11 protein-coding genes are annotated in these 18,394 nt (G+C 34.2%); 2 read left to right on the forward strand and 9 right to left on the reverse strand.

The features are described from left to right. Positions 1-22: 22 nt before the first annotated feature. Genes DNU06_RS07800 through DNU06_RS07820 form a run of 5 tightly spaced genes read right to left on the reverse strand, consistent with a single transcriptional unit; the run spans position 23 to position 4,156 of the window. Positions 23-1,429, reverse strand: coding sequence for a TlpA family protein disulfide reductase (locus tag DNU06_RS07800; protein WP_111062684.1), 1,407 nt, complete (start codon positions 1,427-1,429; stop codon positions 23-25). Beyond that, the gene (gene coaD / locus DNU06_RS07805; RefSeq protein WP_111062685.1) at positions 1,430-1,894 is read right to left on the reverse strand and encodes a pantetheine-phosphate adenylyltransferase; all 465 of its coding nucleotides are present in this window, start codon (positions 1,892-1,894) and stop codon (positions 1,430-1,432) included. A gap of 14 nt (positions 1,895-1,908) precedes the next feature. After that, on the reverse strand, positions 1,909-2,445 hold the full coding sequence (rsmD, locus tag DNU06_RS07810) for a 16S rRNA (guanine(966)-N(2))-methyltransferase RsmD (protein WP_111062686.1): 537 nt from the start codon (positions 2,443-2,445) through the stop codon (positions 1,909-1,911). Beyond that, on the reverse strand, positions 2,436-3,203 hold the full coding sequence (locus DNU06_RS07815) for a DUF3822 family protein (RefSeq protein WP_111062687.1): 768 nt from the start codon (positions 3,201-3,203) through the stop codon (positions 2,436-2,438). Before DNU06_RS07815 ends, rsmD begins: the two co-directional genes overlap by 10 nt. Positions 3,204-3,208: 5 nt before the next feature. Then, a complete protein-coding gene (locus DNU06_RS07820; protein ID WP_146239184.1) occupies positions 3,209-4,156 on the reverse strand; it encodes a hypothetical protein in 948 nt (315 codons plus the stop codon). A gap of 114 nt (positions 4,157-4,270) precedes the next feature. Here DNU06_RS07820 and DNU06_RS07825 point away from each other — a divergent pair, with 114 nt between their 5' ends. After that, entirely contained in the window at positions 4,271-5,695 is a 1,425-nt protein-coding gene (locus DNU06_RS07825; protein WP_111062689.1) for an ATP-dependent DNA helicase, read from the forward strand. A 43-nt stretch (positions 5,696-5,738) separates the two neighbouring features. On the opposite strand, the gene DNU06_RS07830 is transcribed toward DNU06_RS07825, so the two are convergent. The 4 genes from DNU06_RS07830 to rpsA all read right to left on the reverse strand — a co-directional run bounded on the left by DNU06_RS07830 (position 5,739) and on the right by rpsA (position 10,123). Next, the gene (locus tag DNU06_RS07830) at positions 5,739-6,974 is read right to left on the reverse strand and encodes a TonB family protein (RefSeq protein ID WP_111062690.1); all 1,236 of its coding nucleotides are present in this window, start codon (positions 6,972-6,974) and stop codon (positions 5,739-5,741) included. Beyond that, entirely contained in the window at positions 6,967-7,335 is a 369-nt protein-coding gene (locus DNU06_RS07835) for a BlaI/MecI/CopY family transcriptional regulator (RefSeq protein WP_111062691.1), read from the reverse strand. Before DNU06_RS07835 ends, DNU06_RS07830 begins: the two co-directional genes overlap by 8 nt. A gap of 238 nt (positions 7,336-7,573) precedes the next feature. Continuing rightward, positions 7,574-8,179, reverse strand: a complete 606-nt coding sequence (locus tag DNU06_RS07840) for a hypothetical protein (protein ID WP_146239185.1) — start codon at positions 8,177-8,179, stop codon at positions 7,574-7,576. Positions 8,180-8,251: 72 nt separating this feature from the next. Next, entirely contained in the window at positions 8,252-10,123 is a 1,872-nt protein-coding gene (gene rpsA / locus DNU06_RS07845; RefSeq protein WP_111062693.1) for a 30S ribosomal protein S1, read from the reverse strand. A gap of 383 nt (positions 10,124-10,506) precedes the next feature. Between rpsA and DNU06_RS07850 the strand changes: the two genes are divergently transcribed. Continuing rightward, positions 10,507-17,976: a T9SS type A sorting domain-containing protein gene (locus tag DNU06_RS07850; protein WP_111062694.1), complete on the forward strand. Its 7,470-nt coding sequence runs from the start codon at positions 10,507-10,509 to the stop codon at positions 17,974-17,976. Positions 17,977-18,394: the final 418 nt, after the last annotated feature.

An 18,394-nucleotide genomic window follows, 5' to 3' on the forward strand; every position in this document is an offset into this window, starting at 1 on the left:
ATTCCATTGGGAGACTAGAAAATTATTTATCCATTTGAGTTTTGATGTACTTAAAGGTATCTTCAATGGTTTTGTACAAACCATCTGGTGAAGGACTACCTGCAGGTGAACGTGCAATAATACCTTCTTGATCAATTAAGATATAATATGGTATTGAAGCTACTTTAAAATCTTTTATAATATCGGCTTCTTCTCCAAGATATACAATAGGCCAATCATAACCAGGATTTTCTAATAAAAAGGCATCAAATGTAGCTTTGTCTTTATCGGTACAAAAACTAATAAATGTTACATATTCGCTATACTTAACATACAAGTCCTGCATTAAGGTTAAATCATTCATAGAGATAGGGTTCCAAGTGGCGAAAAAACTCATGTACACAAACTTGTCCTTCATTTCCGTTAATTTCAATTCCTTTCCCTCAAAAGACACTACAAATTCAGGTGCAGGATAGCCGCTCTCTGCTTTTGTCAATTCACCAATAATATTTTGTGCTGCCAAGCCACTACTCTTAAATTTTGCGAATTTAACTATGGAATCCAGCATTACTTGAATATTATTTCGATTGTATTGCCTCTTGTAATAGGCATTCCCTAGCATATTTACCATCATTAGCTCTCGTATTTCATCTTTTTCAAAATAAGGATCTCGGTGCATGGCACGCATTAATCGACTAGGACTTTGGTGTAAAATGGCCAATACAATATCCGATTCAATTTGTTTTGAAAAACTGTTCAAATCATTGCTATAAAACCCTTTAATAAAAGCCATATACTGGTCGTCAAAGGCAGAAACAGGAAAAGGCTTTATATATTCTAAGTAATAAGCCATTTTGGTTTTTCTATACTTAGAACTCACTTTTAATTGTTCTAGATTGGCAATAAAATAGCGGACGTAATTGTTAAAGAAGGCATCTTTTTCATTTGCATAAGCATTGTATGCATACAATTTGAATGTATCGATTTGTGGAGACATGCCGAAACGCATTATTTCGTTCCTTTTGACATAAATAAACTCGTCGAACCAATTATTAAATTTTAATACTTTGTAATTAATATCTGTAGAGTCAAGATTTTTAAAATAAGTGGTAGCTTTTTGGGTGGCAAAAGAAATTGGTGTATCCTCAGCTAATTTATAATACAATTCATAATCCGTATCTGGACCTAAGTATATTTCGGCATTGGTATTTCCTGCAGCAAGTAGTACTTTAATTATTTGTTTGGTATCAAAGGATAACTCAAAAGTACCGTTTCCTGGATCCACCATGGCTTCTCCAATTTTAACTTTAGACAAAGTTAAATAATCAGAATAGGTGTACATACTTATCATTTTACCTTTAAAATCGGGAGCAAAACCATGAATAACGGCAGAAAAGCACCAGGTATTTAAGGCCAGTAAAAGTAATAAAAAGCTAGTTTTTTTAATCATCTATTGTATAATCAATTCACTGTAATTAGTTACAAATGCAGTAATGTCACCATTAGATTTTGCAATCTCTCTAATGATGGTCGAACTTAAATGAGATAGTTCAGCATCCGTCATTAAAAATAATGTTTCAATGTTGGCTAACTCTTTATTCATTAATGCAATTGATTTTTCGTAATTAAAATCAGTGGTATTCCTTAAACCACGTAACAAATACTGCGCCTTTTTTGATTTACAGTAATCGACAGTCAAACCTTCATACTCTTCCACTACGATTGTTGGTTCCTTGGCGTATATAGACTTAATGTGTTGTATACGGCTTTCTAAGGTATACATATACTTTTTTGAAGTATTTCCGCCTACACCAATATAAATAGTATCGAACAAAGGTAAAAAACGATTCACGATATTTTCATGTCCTTTTGTAAAAGGATCGAAAGATCCCGGAAAAACTCCAATAATTTTCATGCTAATAATTTTATTTATGCTAAGGTAAAAAAACTAAAATTGACGCCACCATAATTTCTAATTTCTCTAAAATTTGGGTGTTTGGAAAAATCTGTTTCTTTTCCATGTTCAATAATTAAATCTCCAGCATCTTTTAAACAACCACTCTCTAAAAATAAACTCGGTAATTTTAAAATATCTTTTAAAGCAAAAGGTGGGTCTGCAAAAATTAAATCAAAGGTTTTTGTGATTTTAGGGACATATTTAAATACATCCTGTTTTACCATTTGCCAATTGGGTTCCTTAATTTCAGCTTGTGTTTTTTTTATAAATTTAAATGCGACAAAATTACTGTCGACACTTAATACAGAGTTTGCTCCTCTGGATAAGAATTCAAGACTAATATTTCCGGTTCCAGCAAAACAGTCTAACACATCTATGCCTTCCATTTCAATTCTATTGTCTAGAATATTAAACAAACTTTCTTTGGCAAAGTCAGTAGTGGGACGTGAAGGAAAATTTTTAGGTGGTGAAAACCTTCTACTCTTATACTTTCCTCCGATTACACGCACAATAATTGATTAATTAATATAAATTTATTTTCTTCTTCCTCTTTGTAATACATTCTTATTGGGTCTGCCAATAATTTGTTCATTTCACTAATAGCGGGATGGTCTGATTCTAGTCCATATACTGTTAGCGGCATATCTTTTGAATTGATTTCTTTTTGTTCCAAGACAAATAAGTAATAATATATTAAATCTGCAATTTCACTGGACTCGAATAAGTTAAAATAATTCAATTTATTCTTATCGGTTAAAATCAAATAAAATAATTCTTTTTCTTTATAAATATGTGCCTTAGCTTTATAAGTTGGTTGACCAAAAACACCTTTTAAAATAACGGTGGAATGGTGTACAATTTTGATTCTCAAAAACTGTTTTACAAAAATCGATTTAATCCATAATGGAATTTCATAAATAGTAACTAAACCTAATTCGGGTAACCTAGAGTAATCTAAGTTATCTATTGGATTAGTATGATTGAGTTCAAAAATAGCTTTTGGCGTCGTATTATTAAAAATTGCCTCTGGTACTAAAGTCATTCGATTAGTGGAAACACTTAACGAAACTGAAGAAAAGGTATATTTAAAATAAGGTTCACTCAATAATTCCATCAAGCTCTCCTCATCAAATCCATCAAAATTAACAGATTTATAAAATACTACTTCCTTACTTTCTGCGGACAAGAATGCAAAGCGAAAGCCATCCTTTCGGAGTTCCATACTTAAAGCATACTTGTAAGCATCACGCTGAGATGGAACCATCATATTATTTATTTCAAAGACCAATTATCTTTCAATGAATTATCATTTAAATCACCAATCTTATGGGTAAATGAAGTATCAATTGGATGTGGCATTTGAATTAAAATAGTAGAAATTTTTAATTCTCCCCTACTCACAGATGCAGTATCCATAATAACAGGTGTTTGACCTGAAAAAGGAATATATCTTAATGAATCTGGTACAAAATCAAACATTAAACCTTTTTTTGCTCTTTGCTCAACATAAGAGGGTGCTTCAAAAACTGATTCAATCACTGGTACGTAAACCGTATCTCTTACAATACCTGTCAAGTCAGCAGGAACAGGGTTCATTTTCAATAATGCTTTTGCCTCAACATCTGTAATGTTATTATCTAATGCTTTATTGGCTCTTTTCCCGTAAATGAAATTCGATTCATCTCTGGTCAATCTTCTCACAGGCAAGGTTCCTTTTCTATTGTATTGAATAGTATAACCAGTTTTCACGTAGTTTACCAAAGTGTCCATATTAGCTGTATAATAGCCTTTTTCATTTTTAAATTCATTTTCGGCAATTTTAATGTCATTAATTCTACCTTTAATTTCTTTAAAAATTAATTCTTTTCTGTTATTAAAATCAACATCTTGCTTAATGATACTATAATCTTTATACAATAAAAATACAGCACCAGCTAAAGCCAACACGGTAACCCCTATTCCAATAAAAGAACGCAATACATTCAATACATAAAGTAACCAAATAATACCTACTAAAATAAAGAATAAAGCGGCAATTCTAAACTCTGGCCCTTGGATCAGTTCATGTTTAATCGGTGCACCATTTGGATTGAATTGTTCAATCACCGTTACCGAAGCAGTCTTCATGTAGAAATATATTCCAAGGAGAATACAAAGTGACGGACCAATAAATTTCCCGAATTGGTGTTTTAAATTATCTAATTTTTCAAATGCGCTCATAAATCACTGAATTAAATCTTAGTTTTGCAGTACGACAACAAAACTACAATTTTTTTAATACCAATTTAAGTCAGTCAATATTTTTTTTACATATTTAACTCAATAAGTCGACACTTGAAAAAAAAACTAGATTATCTTCAATTCAATATTAACTTTAAGTCAAATTTTGACTTTCAACCAACACTTGACCAACAAAGGGCTATTGACCTACTTTCAGATTTTGCAACCAATCAAAATGATTTAGAATTTTTTATTTTAACCGGATATGCTGGTACAGGAAAAACAAGCTTAATAGCTGCTTATATTAAAAGTTTACATCAAAACGGTGTGAAAACAGTTAACCTAGCCCCAACAGGACGTGCTGCAAAGGTATTATCCAACTATAGTAACAATAAAGCTTCTACTATTCACCGGAAAATATATTTTTCGGAACAAACCCCAGAAGGAGGCAGTAACTTCACGCTAGGTAAAAACCTGCATAAAAACACTATTTTTATTATTGATGAAGCTTCCATGATTGCTTCCAGCCAAAGTAATTCCTATAGTGATCGTGATTTATTGTTTGATTTAGTAGAATACGTCTACAGCGGAGAAAACTGTAAATTGATATTTGTGGGCGATACGGGTCAGTTACCACCCATTGGCGCAGATCAAAGCCCCGCACTAAGCTCTACTTATTTAAAAGCAGCTTTTTCTTTCGATATACAAGCTTGTCACCTCAATCAAATTGTAAGACAGGCAGCAGAATCAGGTATTCTGACCTTGGCAACACAATTGCGGACTTTTGAACCTGAAATTCCATTGCTTTATTCCGACAATCAAGAAGTTTTTATGATTTCAGGGGTTGAACTGCAAGAAGAGCTGGAGTCTATGATTAATTATTATGGACAAGACGAGGTAATTGTAATATCACGTTCGAATAAAAGAGCCAATTTGTTTAACCAACAAATTCGACACCGTATACTGTGGCAAGAAGATGATTTAAACGCAGGAGATGTGTTGATGGTAACCAAGAACAACTATTTTTGGTTGGATGAAAAAACACCAGCAGGCTTTTTAGCCAATGGGGAATTAATTGAAGTATTAAAAGTAATCAGAAGAACAGAAGTGTTCGGCTTCGAATTTGCAGATATTTCTGCACGACTAATTGATTATCCAGAAATGCTGGAACAGGAGTTTAAAATCAATATTAATTCTATTAAAACCGAAGGCCCTTCATTAAGTCGAGAAGAAATGACCAGCTTATTTTATAGAATTGCAGCAGAAGAATATCCTTATGAGAGAAATAAAAAAATTAGGAATAAATTATTGATGCAACACCCCTACTTTCAAGCTTTACAAGTAAAATTTGGTTATGCCATAACGGGACATAAATCTCAGGGTGGCCAATGGGATGCTGTTTTTGTAGATATGGGATATTTTGTAGAAGACATGTGGGATGAAGCCATGATGAGATGGCTATACACCGTTGCAACTCGGGCCAAAGAGAAATTATATTTAGTAAATTTTCCAAAACCATTTACAGGTAAAGAAGAATAACCCCCCAAACCTATTGTAGTTTGGGGAGGATTTTAAAATCTGTTTATTCATTTATTTTTTTCGGTATCATGAATTTTACAGGAATAGTGTATCTGACAGCAACTTTTTCCTTTTTAAACTCACCTGGTATCCATTTTGGCATACTAGAAATTACTCTAATTACTTCGGCATCTAAAGTTGGACTTTTACCTTTTACTATTTTAACATTATCCAAACTACCATCTTTTTGTACCACAAATTCACAGTAAACAGTTCCTTCTATTCCGGCATCTTTATCGCCTTTTGGGTAAACAATATTTTTTGCAATATACTGTATCATAGCTTGGTCCCCGCCTATATACTCTGGGTGCTTGTCTACCTTGTCATAAATAGTATCCACAAACACAACCGTGTCTTGATCAAGTGCGAACTCGTTTCCATTCTCAATGGTTAGCGCATCATTTTTAAGCGACAATAAGGTAAATCCTGTTGCCAATAATGGGAAGATTATTAGTAATGCCCATTTGTTTTTCTTTTCTGTTTTCATTTGTTTTGTTCTTTTAGTCAGGCTTAATCCATTGTAAAACTGACTGGTTAATAAATAATGAGCAGATTGCCCTTTAAAAGTAAGTGCCAACAAGTGTTTCACATATTGGTTTTCATACTTCTGATACATACTATTGTCTACTTCATATTCCTGAATTTCAATTAATTTTTTCTTCATAAAGAAGAAAATTGGATTGATCCAGAACAGTACTTGGTAAATGGCCATTACCAATAAGTCGTAAGCATGTTTCAGTCGGGTGTGGTATAGCTCATGTTCTAGTACCACTTTTTTTTCAGCTTTATCCAAGTCAGCGCTTAAATGAATAAAATTAAAAAAGGAGAAAGAGTTGTTTAATGGAGAGATTAAAATTCTTGCATTCCATTTAGAGTAATGTTGTGCTTTTTTAAAAAAGAACAATACTTTGATTATCCTATACAACAACCAACAAAAAAGCAATACAGTTATCGTTAAATAAATACTTTCAAGCGACCAAAAGGTTACTGTCGCATTTTTTGCAGGTTTGGCTATTGCAATTACATCTAAATAAACCATTGGAATTCCTACTGATAAAGTGGTTGATGCAGTCAACAAGGTGTTTTTAATAAATAAAGATAGAAATGCCAGCAAGGGGATAAAAAGCATGCTCTTTCTTTGTAATCCAAAGGAAAGCTGCTTATAAACTAAAATGTAAATGGCGTATAAAAAAACAATCACCACATTCAGCTCCATAAAATTGTAGATTAAGTTATTCATTTGATTCCTTTTTTAAAGATTTTAAAATATCATCTAATTCTTGTAAATCCATTTTATTTTCACGGATAAAGAAAGACAGTAATTCTTTAGTTGAATTATTAAAATAGTTCTTTTTTAGCTTATTCAATTTTCTTTGTGAATACACTTCCTTTGAAACTAACGGAAAATATTCGTTGGACTTACCATAAGTTTTAAAACCAACGTAACCTTTATCCACTAAAATTCTCACTACCGTTAAAACAGTATTGTATGCAGGTTTAGGATCAGGTAATGCAGCCAGAATATCCTTAGCGAAACCTTTTTCTACTTGCCAAATACTTTGCATGATTTGCTCTTCGGCTTTGGTCAATTCTTTTTCCATATGGCTAATGTATAACTATATTTATAATTATACAACTATTTTTATAGTTATATAACTATATTTTTAGTTTAAAAGTTATTTACGCCAATCCATAATTACTTTCACGCCACAACTTTTGCTTATAAAATAGGGGCATTAGAAACATTCCAAATAATTTTTACTGCAATAAATCAATTGATTAATTTAAATATAGACACATCTATTAATGCAAGTTTAAAAACACCTTATTAAGGTTTCCTTATCTTATTTTTCCAAAAATATGGCCAATACCTATGCCATAAAAATTACTATTATTTCCTATTTTAAGGATAGGTGAGATAGACAGACCATAAAAGTTTGTAAATGGAAATTCAATTCTAGGATTAAAAATAAAATGCACCGACTTAAAGCTATAGTAACTAAAGCTGTATTGATGTCCTACATCAGGAGGATACTCTAATTTCTTATAATTAGTAGGTTTGGTTAGTTTTACGTCTCCTATACCAATATGGACTAGAATACGGACAGATTTTATATTTTTGAATTCAAAAACACGACCTAATAGGAACTCATAACTTTGTTGAAACTCTTTTGGATTGTAATTTGGAGTGATCATTCCGATACCTTTATAAAAAAGCCCAAAATCATCTGGAATATCTTTTGGTTCCCTGACATTATTGGACAAACCAACTTTGATACTAATTTTTTCCACTAAAATAGTATTCAGTGCAAAATCAAAACCATAATAGTTCCCTGCATTCAAATCAAGGGAAGCATAAAAGTCAAATGTTTTATCCTTTTGTGCGTAAGAAAAAGTGGTACAAAAAGACAAAAATCCGATAAAAAACATCTTACATATCCTCATAACATAAAGTAAGATACAAAAAAAACCCAGACAAATAAATGTCTGGGTTTAAAAATTATAATGAGGGGGGAATTATTTTCCGCCTTCCATTTCAGATTTTAAAGCTGCTAAAGCATCTAAATCACCTAATGTAGATTTCTCATTAGAAGCATTGTTAGCTTTTACAGAACTGTTAGCTCCACCAGAGTTAGAAGGTTTTCTACTTCCTGTACTCTTAGTAGTAGGTTTATCTTCACCTTCTTCAAAAGTTCTCAAGTGAGACACAACAATTTTCTTCGCGTCTTTATTGAATTCAATTACTTTGAAGTCTAAAGTTTCGTCCATTACTGCTGTACTACCGTCTGCTTTTCTTAAGTGTTTTTTCGGGCAAACGCCTTCTACACCGTAAGGTAAAGAAACTAAAGTAATTTTATCTTTTTTCACATCAATAATAGTTCCTTGGTGTGTAGTTCCCTCTGCAAAAGTAGATTCGAATACATCCCATGGATTTTGCTCTAATTGTTTATGTCCTAAAGCAATTCTTCTATTATCTCTGTCTAATTCTAATACTACCACTTCCATTGAATCTCCTACTTTACAGAATTCAGATGGATGTTTGATTTTCTTAGACCATGATAAATCAGAAATATGAATTAAACCATCCACACCTTCTTCTAATTCTACAAATACACCGAAGTTAGTAAAGTTACGAACTACAGCAGTATGCTTAGATTCAACTGGGTATTTAGTTTCAATGTCAGCCCAAGGGTCTGGCATTAATTGCTTAATACCTAATGACATTTTTCTTTCTTCTCTATCTAAAGTTAAAACTTGCGCTTCTACTTCATCTCCAACTTTCAAGAAATCTTGTGCTGAACGTAAGTGTTGCGACCATGACATTTCAGAAACGTGAATTAAACCTTCAACACCTTCAGAAATTTCAACAAAAGCACCGTAATCAGCTAAGATTACAACTTTACCTTTTACAGTATCGCCAACGCTTAATTTGTCATCTAATTTATCCCATGGATGTGGTTGTAATTGTTTTAAACCAAGGGCAATTCTTTTCTTGTTGTCATCAAAGTCAAGAATTACAACATTAATTTTCTCATCTAATGTTACAATCTCTTCTGGGTGACCTACTCTACCCCAAGATAAATCAGTAATGTGAATTAATCCATCAACACCACCTAAATCAATAAACACACCATAAGAAGTAATGTTTTTAACAGTACCTTCTAATACTTGTCCTTTTTCTAATCCACCGATAATTACTTTTTTCTGCTCTTCTAATTCAGCTTCAATAAGTGCTTTATGCGATACAACAACGTTTTTAAATTCGTGGTTAATTTTAACCACTTTGAATTCCATGTTCTTTCCAACATAAACGTCGTAATCTCTAATAGGCTTCACATCAATTTGAGAACCTGGTAAGAATGCTTCTAAACCAAATACATCAATGATTAAACCACCTTTAGTTCTACATTTTACAAAACCTGTGATTACTTCACCAGTTTTCAATACTTCATTTACTTTTTCCCAAGCTCTGTGAACTCTAGCAGTACGGTGAGATAAAACTAACTGACCGTATTTATCTTCTAAAGACTCAACGTATACTTCAACAGTATCTCCTAAACCTAAATCTGGGTTATATCTGAATTCGTTAATTGCAATTACACCTTCTGACTTGTACTGTACATTTACTACAGCTTCTTTGTCTGTCAATTGAATTACAGTACCGTCAATAACAGTCTTTTCAACAATTGAATTCAAAGATCCGTCGTAAATATCGTTTAATTCAGCAACTTTCGCTTCTGAATACCCGTCATTTTCGTACGCATACCAATCAAATTCTTTTTCTTCTTCTTGAGTTGCTACTGTTTCAGCTTTTGCAGCAGTAGTTTCTTCGACTTGAGGAGTTGTGTTTGCAACTGTTTCCTCTACTTTTTTTGTTTCTTCAGCCATGTTGGCATTAAAATTTGTATCTCAAATTGGTCGGTATATTGAGAGTGTTAAAATTTACTAGCCGACCCCAGTTTTTCTTAAATTGAGTGCAAAGATAAGTTTTTTATTTTGAAAGGCAAAATCTATAGTTATTTTTCGGATTGTATTTTTTTTAAAAAAGATTGTATTTAATTAATTGAAGTAACTTTTATTAAAAATAACTGTAGCTCAGTCCACTATAAAAAAGGACAACATGTGTCTTGAAAAAAAAATAAAACGGTATAATTATTGCAAACGGATTAGCATTGATTTTAATCCTACATTTATGGGCTAAAATCATTTTTTTTTGGACAATATGGTTTTTTTTTTTACCATATATATATTAGCACAATTGAAACTATTAGATGAATAAATTACTTAAAATTAGCTTACTCTGTTTATTATTGATTTCTATAAATAATGTATTTGGCGCAAATAGGTATTGGATAGCAAATGCTCCTGGAAATTGGAACGACAGTAATAATTGGTCTACTGCTACAAGCGGTAGTGGTGGCGCTTCAGTCCCAACAACAGGTGACTTTGTATATTTTACAGCCAATGGCATTGGTAATTGTAATGTAGATATAGCTGCAAGCTTTGATGGTTTAAATACAACCGGTTATACAGGGATTTTAGACCTAAACGGTTTTACATTTAACCCTACTGCTAGTGGAACAGCAAGCATCACTTTTAATGACTTACAATTGAATGACGGCACCAACTCTACTACGCTACAATACAATACTACGGGACAAACTGATTTTAATGGTGGTGCTTTTAATATTCCAATAGACTTGGTTTGCGGCCGGATAGATTTTGATGGCGGTACATTCAATAAAAGTATTGTAGTGGAAGACAATGGTGGATCTAGTACAACAGGCGCCGGAGGTTGTACTTTTAATTCTACTTTCAAAATCACAAATTCAGGGACAAGTTACTTTTTAATGGGACAAACTAGTCCTGACATATTTAATGATGACGTTACGATTATCAACACGAGTACAAGCAGAATAAGAATGGCATATGGTGCTTTAGGCACCGTGTTCAATGGTAATATTACTATTGGTAGTACTAATGGTTCGGGGATTTGGTTTGGAGAAACAGGTGGGAGCAGTATACTTGCGAGTGGAAAATCAATTCTAATCGATCCGATTGGTTTTAGCGCGGGTGATTTGCGTTTTGAAGATTTTTTACAATTGGGAAATACGCCCCAAAACTTATCGCTCACCGGCAATGCTGTTTTAAGATTGGAAGATGGAACCGTTTTTAACGGAAATGTCAACTTTGATTCACCCCGAGTATATATAGAAGGTACCACATTTAATGGCTTGGTGGATATAGAAAAAACGGGTTCAGGTTCTGATGCTAGTATCGGTGGAAATATTTTTGTTTTAAACACCGTTCTAACCAATAGTGGTTCAGGCTACTTTATGATGGGAAATGGCAATCCAGATAATTTTCAGCAGGATTTAACATTCCATAACCAAGGAACTGACAATTGCTATTTAGCGCACAACTCTGTTGGCAACAATGTTGGCGGAAACTTTACCATGACAAATTCAACAAGTGGTAGCAGCAGCTCTTTTTATGTAAATAACAATATTAACTCTACCCTATCCATTGGCGGAAATTGTATCCTTAATAATATTGCTTCCTCTGCCAATACATCCATGTACTTGGGTGAAAATGGAAATGTAACCATTGCCGGAAACCTGATAGCAACAAATAATCCCGCCAACTTAAATGGTAATATTTACATAGCCAATCAAACAAATAGTAATGTAACCATTAATGGAAATACTACATTGACTAATAGTGGAACTCAAATATCCAGCAGAATATACTTTGGATCGCAAGGATCAATTCAACAAGATGGCTCATTAACCATCATCAATAACAGTACGGCTAACAATTCACAAATTTACTGTAACAACAGTGTAAACAGCGCCAGTACTTATAATGGTCCCATTGTAGTTGAAAGTACCCAAAACCAAACAGATGGTGTTTATTTTGGTTCAGGGAATGGAACCGCTACATTAGCTGCAGGTAATAGTATTACCGTTGGTACAAATGGTTTTGTCTCAGGTGAATTATACCTTAGAAACTTCAGCAGTTTGGGTACAACCAACCAAGCCATTACAACAACAGATACTTCAACTGTCACCGTGCTTGACTGTAACTTTGGAGGCGATATTGATTTCAGAGCACCTCGAATTACGATAACTGGAACAGCGGTAACAGGAACAACTAATATAGAAAAAACGAATGGCATTGGAAATGATTTATCTTATGGCGGTAATAAGTTTACAGGAGATTTAACCATTACCAATTCAGGCAGCAGTTATTTAGCCATGGCTTATATAAATCCTGACTCTTGTATGGGTAATGTAGCCTGTTATAATACTGGTGAAGATTTTATGTACTTATTTTACTTTTCAGAGGATAATTATATAGGCGGTAATTTAATCGCTAATAATACAGGTTCAGGAAATAATTCAGGCTTCCAAATTGGTTATACTGGAGCTGGTAGCTTTGAAATTGCAGGTGATTGCCATGTTGAAAATAATGCCACATCAAACACCTCTGTTACTGCTATTGGGAATAGCGGTGATTTTACCATTGGTGGAAACCTGATAGCAAGTAATAAAGCTACCGGAAATAATTCAAATTTTTACCTTGGTAACAACAGTGTATTCTCCATTGGAGGTACATCCAGCCTAACCAATAGTAGTACTGGCACAAATGCTAGTTTTTACATCTCCAATTCAGCCGTTTCAAAGGGAACATTTAATGGTACTGTTACTTTATTAAATGAAAAAAGTCAGAACACTAAGCAAATGTATGTTGGAAACTTGGGAGACAATGAGTTCAATAGCGATTTGCATGTTAAAAACTCCAGTGATGCGGGTAGTTCAAGACTATATTTAAACAACAGTGTAGATGCGTACAATGAATTTAACGGAAATATTATTTTGGAATGTGATCAAGTGAATTCGGATGGTATATTATTTGGAAACAGTAACGGTTCAGCTACTTTAGCTGCAGGAAAAACCATCAGTGTCGGTCCATTAGGGTTTATTGCTGGTGATTTAATCTTAAGAAATTTTACACAATTAGGGAACACCACTCAAAACATTACTTGTACTGGTTTAACAAACACCACTATTTACAACTCAGAATGGAATGGTGACATTTCTTTTACCAGTCCAAGATTTTCAACAAGAGGAACTTTATATGCTGAAACATCATTTTTTGAAAAAACAGGCGCAGACAATGACGGTTCAGTTGGAGGAAATTCATTTTTAAAAACAAGTGAATTAAAGAATACTGGCACAGGACAGCTACTCATGGGAAATGGTGACCCTGACATTTGGGGAGCTGACTTAACCCTTAACAATTTAGGAGGACATAATCTTTATATTGCTTATAATTCTGTAGGCAATAGCATTGCAGGAAATTTACTGGCAAATCATGCCACAACAGGAACCAATAGTACATATACCTATATCGGATCTACAACACTATCCACTTTGTCTATTGTTGGAAATTGTACTTTAAACATGAATGGAATGAGTACCAACAACTATATGAGTTTAGCCCAAAGTGGCACTGTTACCATTGGTGGTAACTTGAAATATACAAGTACAGCTGGCGGAAACAATGCTGAATTGAGGGCTGCATACTATAATGATTCAAAACTTACTGTTGTGGGTAATACAATAATCGACAACCAACCAGGAGCAGCTACCGGAAATTCCTATTTAGCCCACGGAGGGGAAGCATACTTAAATGGTGACCTTACCATTATTCACGGGCCAACAGGTACAAATGGTAGTTTTAGTATTTCAAATAATACTGGTTCTCTTCTTATTGTAGACGGAAACACCTCCATCACCACCCTTCAAACAGGGGGGAATTATAAACAATTTTCATTTGGAAACCAAGGAGCAGTGACATGTAATGGGGATTTAAGCATTTCTAACCAATCAGACGCGACAAGCAATCAAATTTATTGTAATTCAAACAGTAGTAGTGTTGGGACCTATAATGGTAATATTATTTTAGAATCTACTCATGTAGATGGAGACGGTATATTTTTTGGAAATAGCGCTGGGTCAGGTACCTTAGCCGCAACTAAAACGGTAACCATTGGTTCTAATGGTTTTATTGCTGGTAACTTAACTTTTAGAAATTTTCATCAAATTGGAAATACTTCTCAAAATATTACTATTACTGGAACTTCCGTCTTTACGAATATAGATAGTGAATGGGAAGGGGCTATTGATTTTAGGGGACCTAGAATGTTCTCTAATGGCACACATTACCATGAAACAAGCTTTATAGAAAAAACAGGTGACAGTTCAGATGGCTCAAGTGGCGGAAATATTTTTGAGAAAAACTGTGAATTAAAAAACAGTGGAACAGGGTATTTATTATTCAGTAACGGTAATCCAGATATTTGGAATGCGGACCTTTTAATGAATAATGTTGGCGAAAATCAAATGTATATTGCTTACAATTCTGCTGGAAACATTATCGCTGGGGATTTCACTGTTAACAATATGAGTACCGGAGCTAGTAGTTCAACACATATAAATGTTGCAAATATTAATGGTTCACACCTGAGGGTTGATGGACTGACGAATATCACCAATCAATCCAGTTCAAACTCACATACCGTCTATTTAGGTCAATCTGGGTCAATAGATTTTATGGATGATGTGCTTATCCAGCAAAATGGGTCTGGTAATAATGCAACTATTTTAATTGCCAGAAATACTAATTCTACCGTAAATATAACAGGAGACTTAACCATTCAAAACAATGGGAGTGATATCAACTCTGATGTTACAATTGCCTCAAACGGGATAGTAAACCTAGTTGGAGAACTAAACTTAACAAATAGTCCAACTGGATTAACAGGTGATGTATCCATTGCTAGTGGTACAAATTCTGAATTTACAGTTTCAGGTAATGCATGGGTTTTAAGTGGGACAACTGGAGGAACATCCAGAGTTGTTTATGTGGGTAATAACGGAGAAACTACCTTTAACGGTACATTACACTTAATTAATCAAAGTGATGCCAGTAATTCTAACTTTTATTGTAACCACAACTCAAATGCAATAGGAAATTATAACGAAAACATTTTTGTAGAATGCTCGAATGTAGCTGGAGATGGAATTTCATTTGGTAGTAGTAATGGCATGGGAACACTTGCTGCTGGAAAAACAATTAATCTTTACACTGGTGGATTTATTGCAGGTAGGTTGTATTTTAGAAATTTCACACAGTTAAGCAATACAGCACAAAGCTTAAACTTAACCGGAACAGCATACCTATCTAACTACCAAAGTAATTGGGAAGGCGCTGTAAACTTTATCGCACCTAGAATGTATACTTTTGGTACACATTACCATGAAGCAACTTACTTAGAAAAATCAGGAAGCGTAAGTGACATGTCAAATGGCGGGAATCAATTTGATGAAGATACCGAATTAAGAAATACAGGAGACGGGTATTTTGGTATGAGTAATGGCACCGCGGACACTTGGAACAAAAATCTATTACTAAACAATCTGGGAACCGACAATATGTATATTGCCTATAGTTCAGCTGGAAACAGTATTGGAGGAAATCTGTTGGTCAATAATAACGGTACTGGTAATAATAATACGGTTTTTATTTCATCTGCAAGCATATCAACATTAAATATCGCAGGTGATGTAACTATAAATAATTTAAGTGCTGCAAATTCCTCCCTTGTTTATTTTGGTGCAAGTGGCGACATCACCACCAATGGTAAGTCACTTTTTTACAATTACCCAACTTCTAATTCAGGACAAATTTCAATCGCAGCAAATAATGGTTCCGAATTAGTTTTTAATGATGATGTAACCGCTACCAATGACAATGGAAACGGCACAACACAGCGTATATATTTGGGATCGGCGGGATCTTGTATCTTTAATGCAACTGTTCAAATCAACAATAATTCTGCTGCTAATAGTTCGGAAGTCTATGCCAACTTTAACAATACCGGTGTAAATTATTATAACGAAAACATTGAAGTAAACAACACTAACAGTAGCGCTGATGGCGTTTTATTTGGTGCTGCAGGAGGCTATGGAGAGTTGGCTACTGGTAAAACCATCACTATAGGCGCTGGTGGATTTACAGATGGAACCTTGTTGTTTAGAAATTTTAATCAACTGGGAGCAACTCCACAGGCTTTAACTGTAGCTGGTGCTGGTAGAATTGAAAATTATAGTTCAATTTGGAATGGCAATGTTGATTTTAGAGCAGAGGATCATTATACAAGAGAAACAATATACAACGGTACTGTATTTTTAGAAAAAAATGGTCCGATTAACAATGCCAGTAACGGTGCAAACACTTTCAATCAGTCAACAATTATTCAAAACAATGGAACTGGTTATTTTATGCCTGCGAATGGCACTGGTAATGATTACAACGCGGATGTGCTTTTTAAACAAACCAATTCAGGTCCAATCCACCCTTGTTATAATAGTGTGAGTACTTTCGCTGGTAACATTACTGTAGAATCGCCTAATACCCTCTATTTTGGTGCAGCAGGTAATGGACGAGCAATCTTAGATGGAATTACCCCACAAAGTATCAATTCCATGGGGACTACACCAATCATTCAATTTAGAGACCTACAAGTGAATAACCCAGTAGATGAAATCACCTTGAACACACAAATTGATATTGTTACAGAATTAGATCTAGACCAGGGAAATATAATATCTGATGCTGTTAACTTATTACACATGACCGACAATTCTTTTGTTTCTTCCGTATCGGATAATTCATTTGTAGCGGGCCCAATGACAAAGCGCGGTAACGAAGTCTTCGCTTTCCCTGTAGGCAAGTCAGGTTATTATCGTCCAATCTCCATCTCAGCACCAAGTAGCAGTACCGCGGAGTTTTTAGCAGAGTATTTTATGGTTGATCCGCACCCTACGTATAACCAAAACTCATTAGACCCTACGATAGAACACATCAGCAGTTGTGAATATTGGACTTTAGATAGAACTAATACTGGTAATCAAGTAAACGTAACATTGTCATGGAACAATAACACCAGTTGTGGTGTGGATAACTTATCTGAATTGGTCATTGCACGTTGGGATGGCTTAACCTGGAAGGATGAAGGAAATGGCGGAACTGCTGGAACTGTTGCAAATGGCAGTATTGTTTCTGCTAGTCCTATCAATAACTTTTCTCCATTTACTTTGGCATCCACAACCTTTAATAATCCATTACCAGTTGAACTCATAGATTTCACAGCTGAAAAAGAAGGCCAATTTGCTCTAATTTATTGGGAGACAGCTTCAGAAATAAACAACGATTATTTTGAAGTTCAACGTGCAGTAGACGGTCAAAACTATTACAAAATGGGAACGGTTAATGGAGCTGGAAACAGCAGTATAAACAACAGCTATAATTTTGTAGATGAAAACCCAAACATTGGTGTCAACTATTATAGACTAAAACAAGTAGATTATGATGGCACATTTACCTATACCGAAGTAAAAACACTTGATTTCTATCCACAATTCGATACCGATTTGATCCTCTACCCTAACCCAACCAATAATAACAGTAATAGTAAACTGATCAATAATGGCAGTTTAGTAATTCAAGCCATTGAAATCTATAATGAAGTGGGTGCATTGGTTAGTTCACAAATGGTAAATGAAAATTCCCAGGAAATTCTTTTAGAACCCCATGCGCTTGCAACCGGCCTTTATACAGTAAGGATTATTGGACTGCAGCAAACGGTTACTAAGAAGTGGATGGTGCAGTGATTTTTTTAGCAACAGCGACTAGCCTTTAGGATTAGTTTTTGGCGGTTAGTATTTATATAAAAGGAGTTAAGGATTAAAATTAGTGTATACTATCTAGCTGCTAGCAATTCCGTTCTGTTCTCGATACACTTCGGCAAGCTCTTGCGGCGCATCTTGACGAAACAGTCGAGACACTCCTTTAGACTTGTATTTTGTTTAGCTACTATAATCTTAATAATGAATACTTTTGTCTATCTTCTAGCAACTAGCAAAAAAAAGTTAAGGAAGAAGGGGTTTTGTTTTTCACTATAACAATCTGCTTAACACAATAATATAGGGAACTATGCACTCAATTAACAAACCGTTAGATTGTCACCTCCCTTTATCCCTTATTAATCACACAAAATTTTCTGGATGACTTGTCCGGAATTAGATTGAA

The organism is Putridiphycobacter roseus, assembly GCF_003234935.1.
Lineage (GTDB): Bacteria > Bacteroidota > Bacteroidia > Flavobacteriales_D > Crocinitomicaceae > Putridiphycobacter > Putridiphycobacter roseus.

Coding starts and splice junctions, on each gene's coding strand:
- DNU06_RS07850 (WP_111062694.1), top strand. CDS start 10,507: ATGAATAAATTACTTAAAATTAGCTTACTCTGTTTATTATTGATTTCT.
- DNU06_RS07820 (WP_146239184.1), bottom strand. CDS start 4,156: ATGAGCGCATTTGAAAAATTAGATAATTTAAAACACCAATTCGGGAAA.
- DNU06_RS07830 (WP_111062690.1), bottom strand. CDS start 6,974: ATGAATAACTTAATCTACAATTTTATGGAGCTGAATGTGGTGATTGTT.
- DNU06_RS07815 (WP_111062687.1), bottom strand. CDS start 3,203: ATGATGGTTCCATCTCAGCGTGATGCTTACAAGTATGCTTTAAGTATG.
- DNU06_RS07840 (WP_146239185.1), bottom strand. CDS start 8,179: ATGAGGATATGTAAGATGTTTTTTATCGGATTTTTGTCTTTTTGTACC.
- rpsA (WP_111062693.1), bottom strand. CDS start 10,123: ATGGCTGAAGAAACAAAAAAAGTAGAGGAAACAGTTGCAAACACAACT.
- coaD (WP_111062685.1), bottom strand. CDS start 1,894: ATGAAAATTATTGGAGTTTTTCCGGGATCTTTCGATCCTTTTACAAAA.
- DNU06_RS07835 (WP_111062691.1), bottom strand. CDS start 7,335: ATGGAAAAAGAATTGACCAAAGCCGAAGAGCAAATCATGCAAAGTATT.
- DNU06_RS07800 (WP_111062684.1), bottom strand. CDS start 1,429: ATGATTAAAAAAACTAGCTTTTTATTACTTTTACTGGCCTTAAATACC.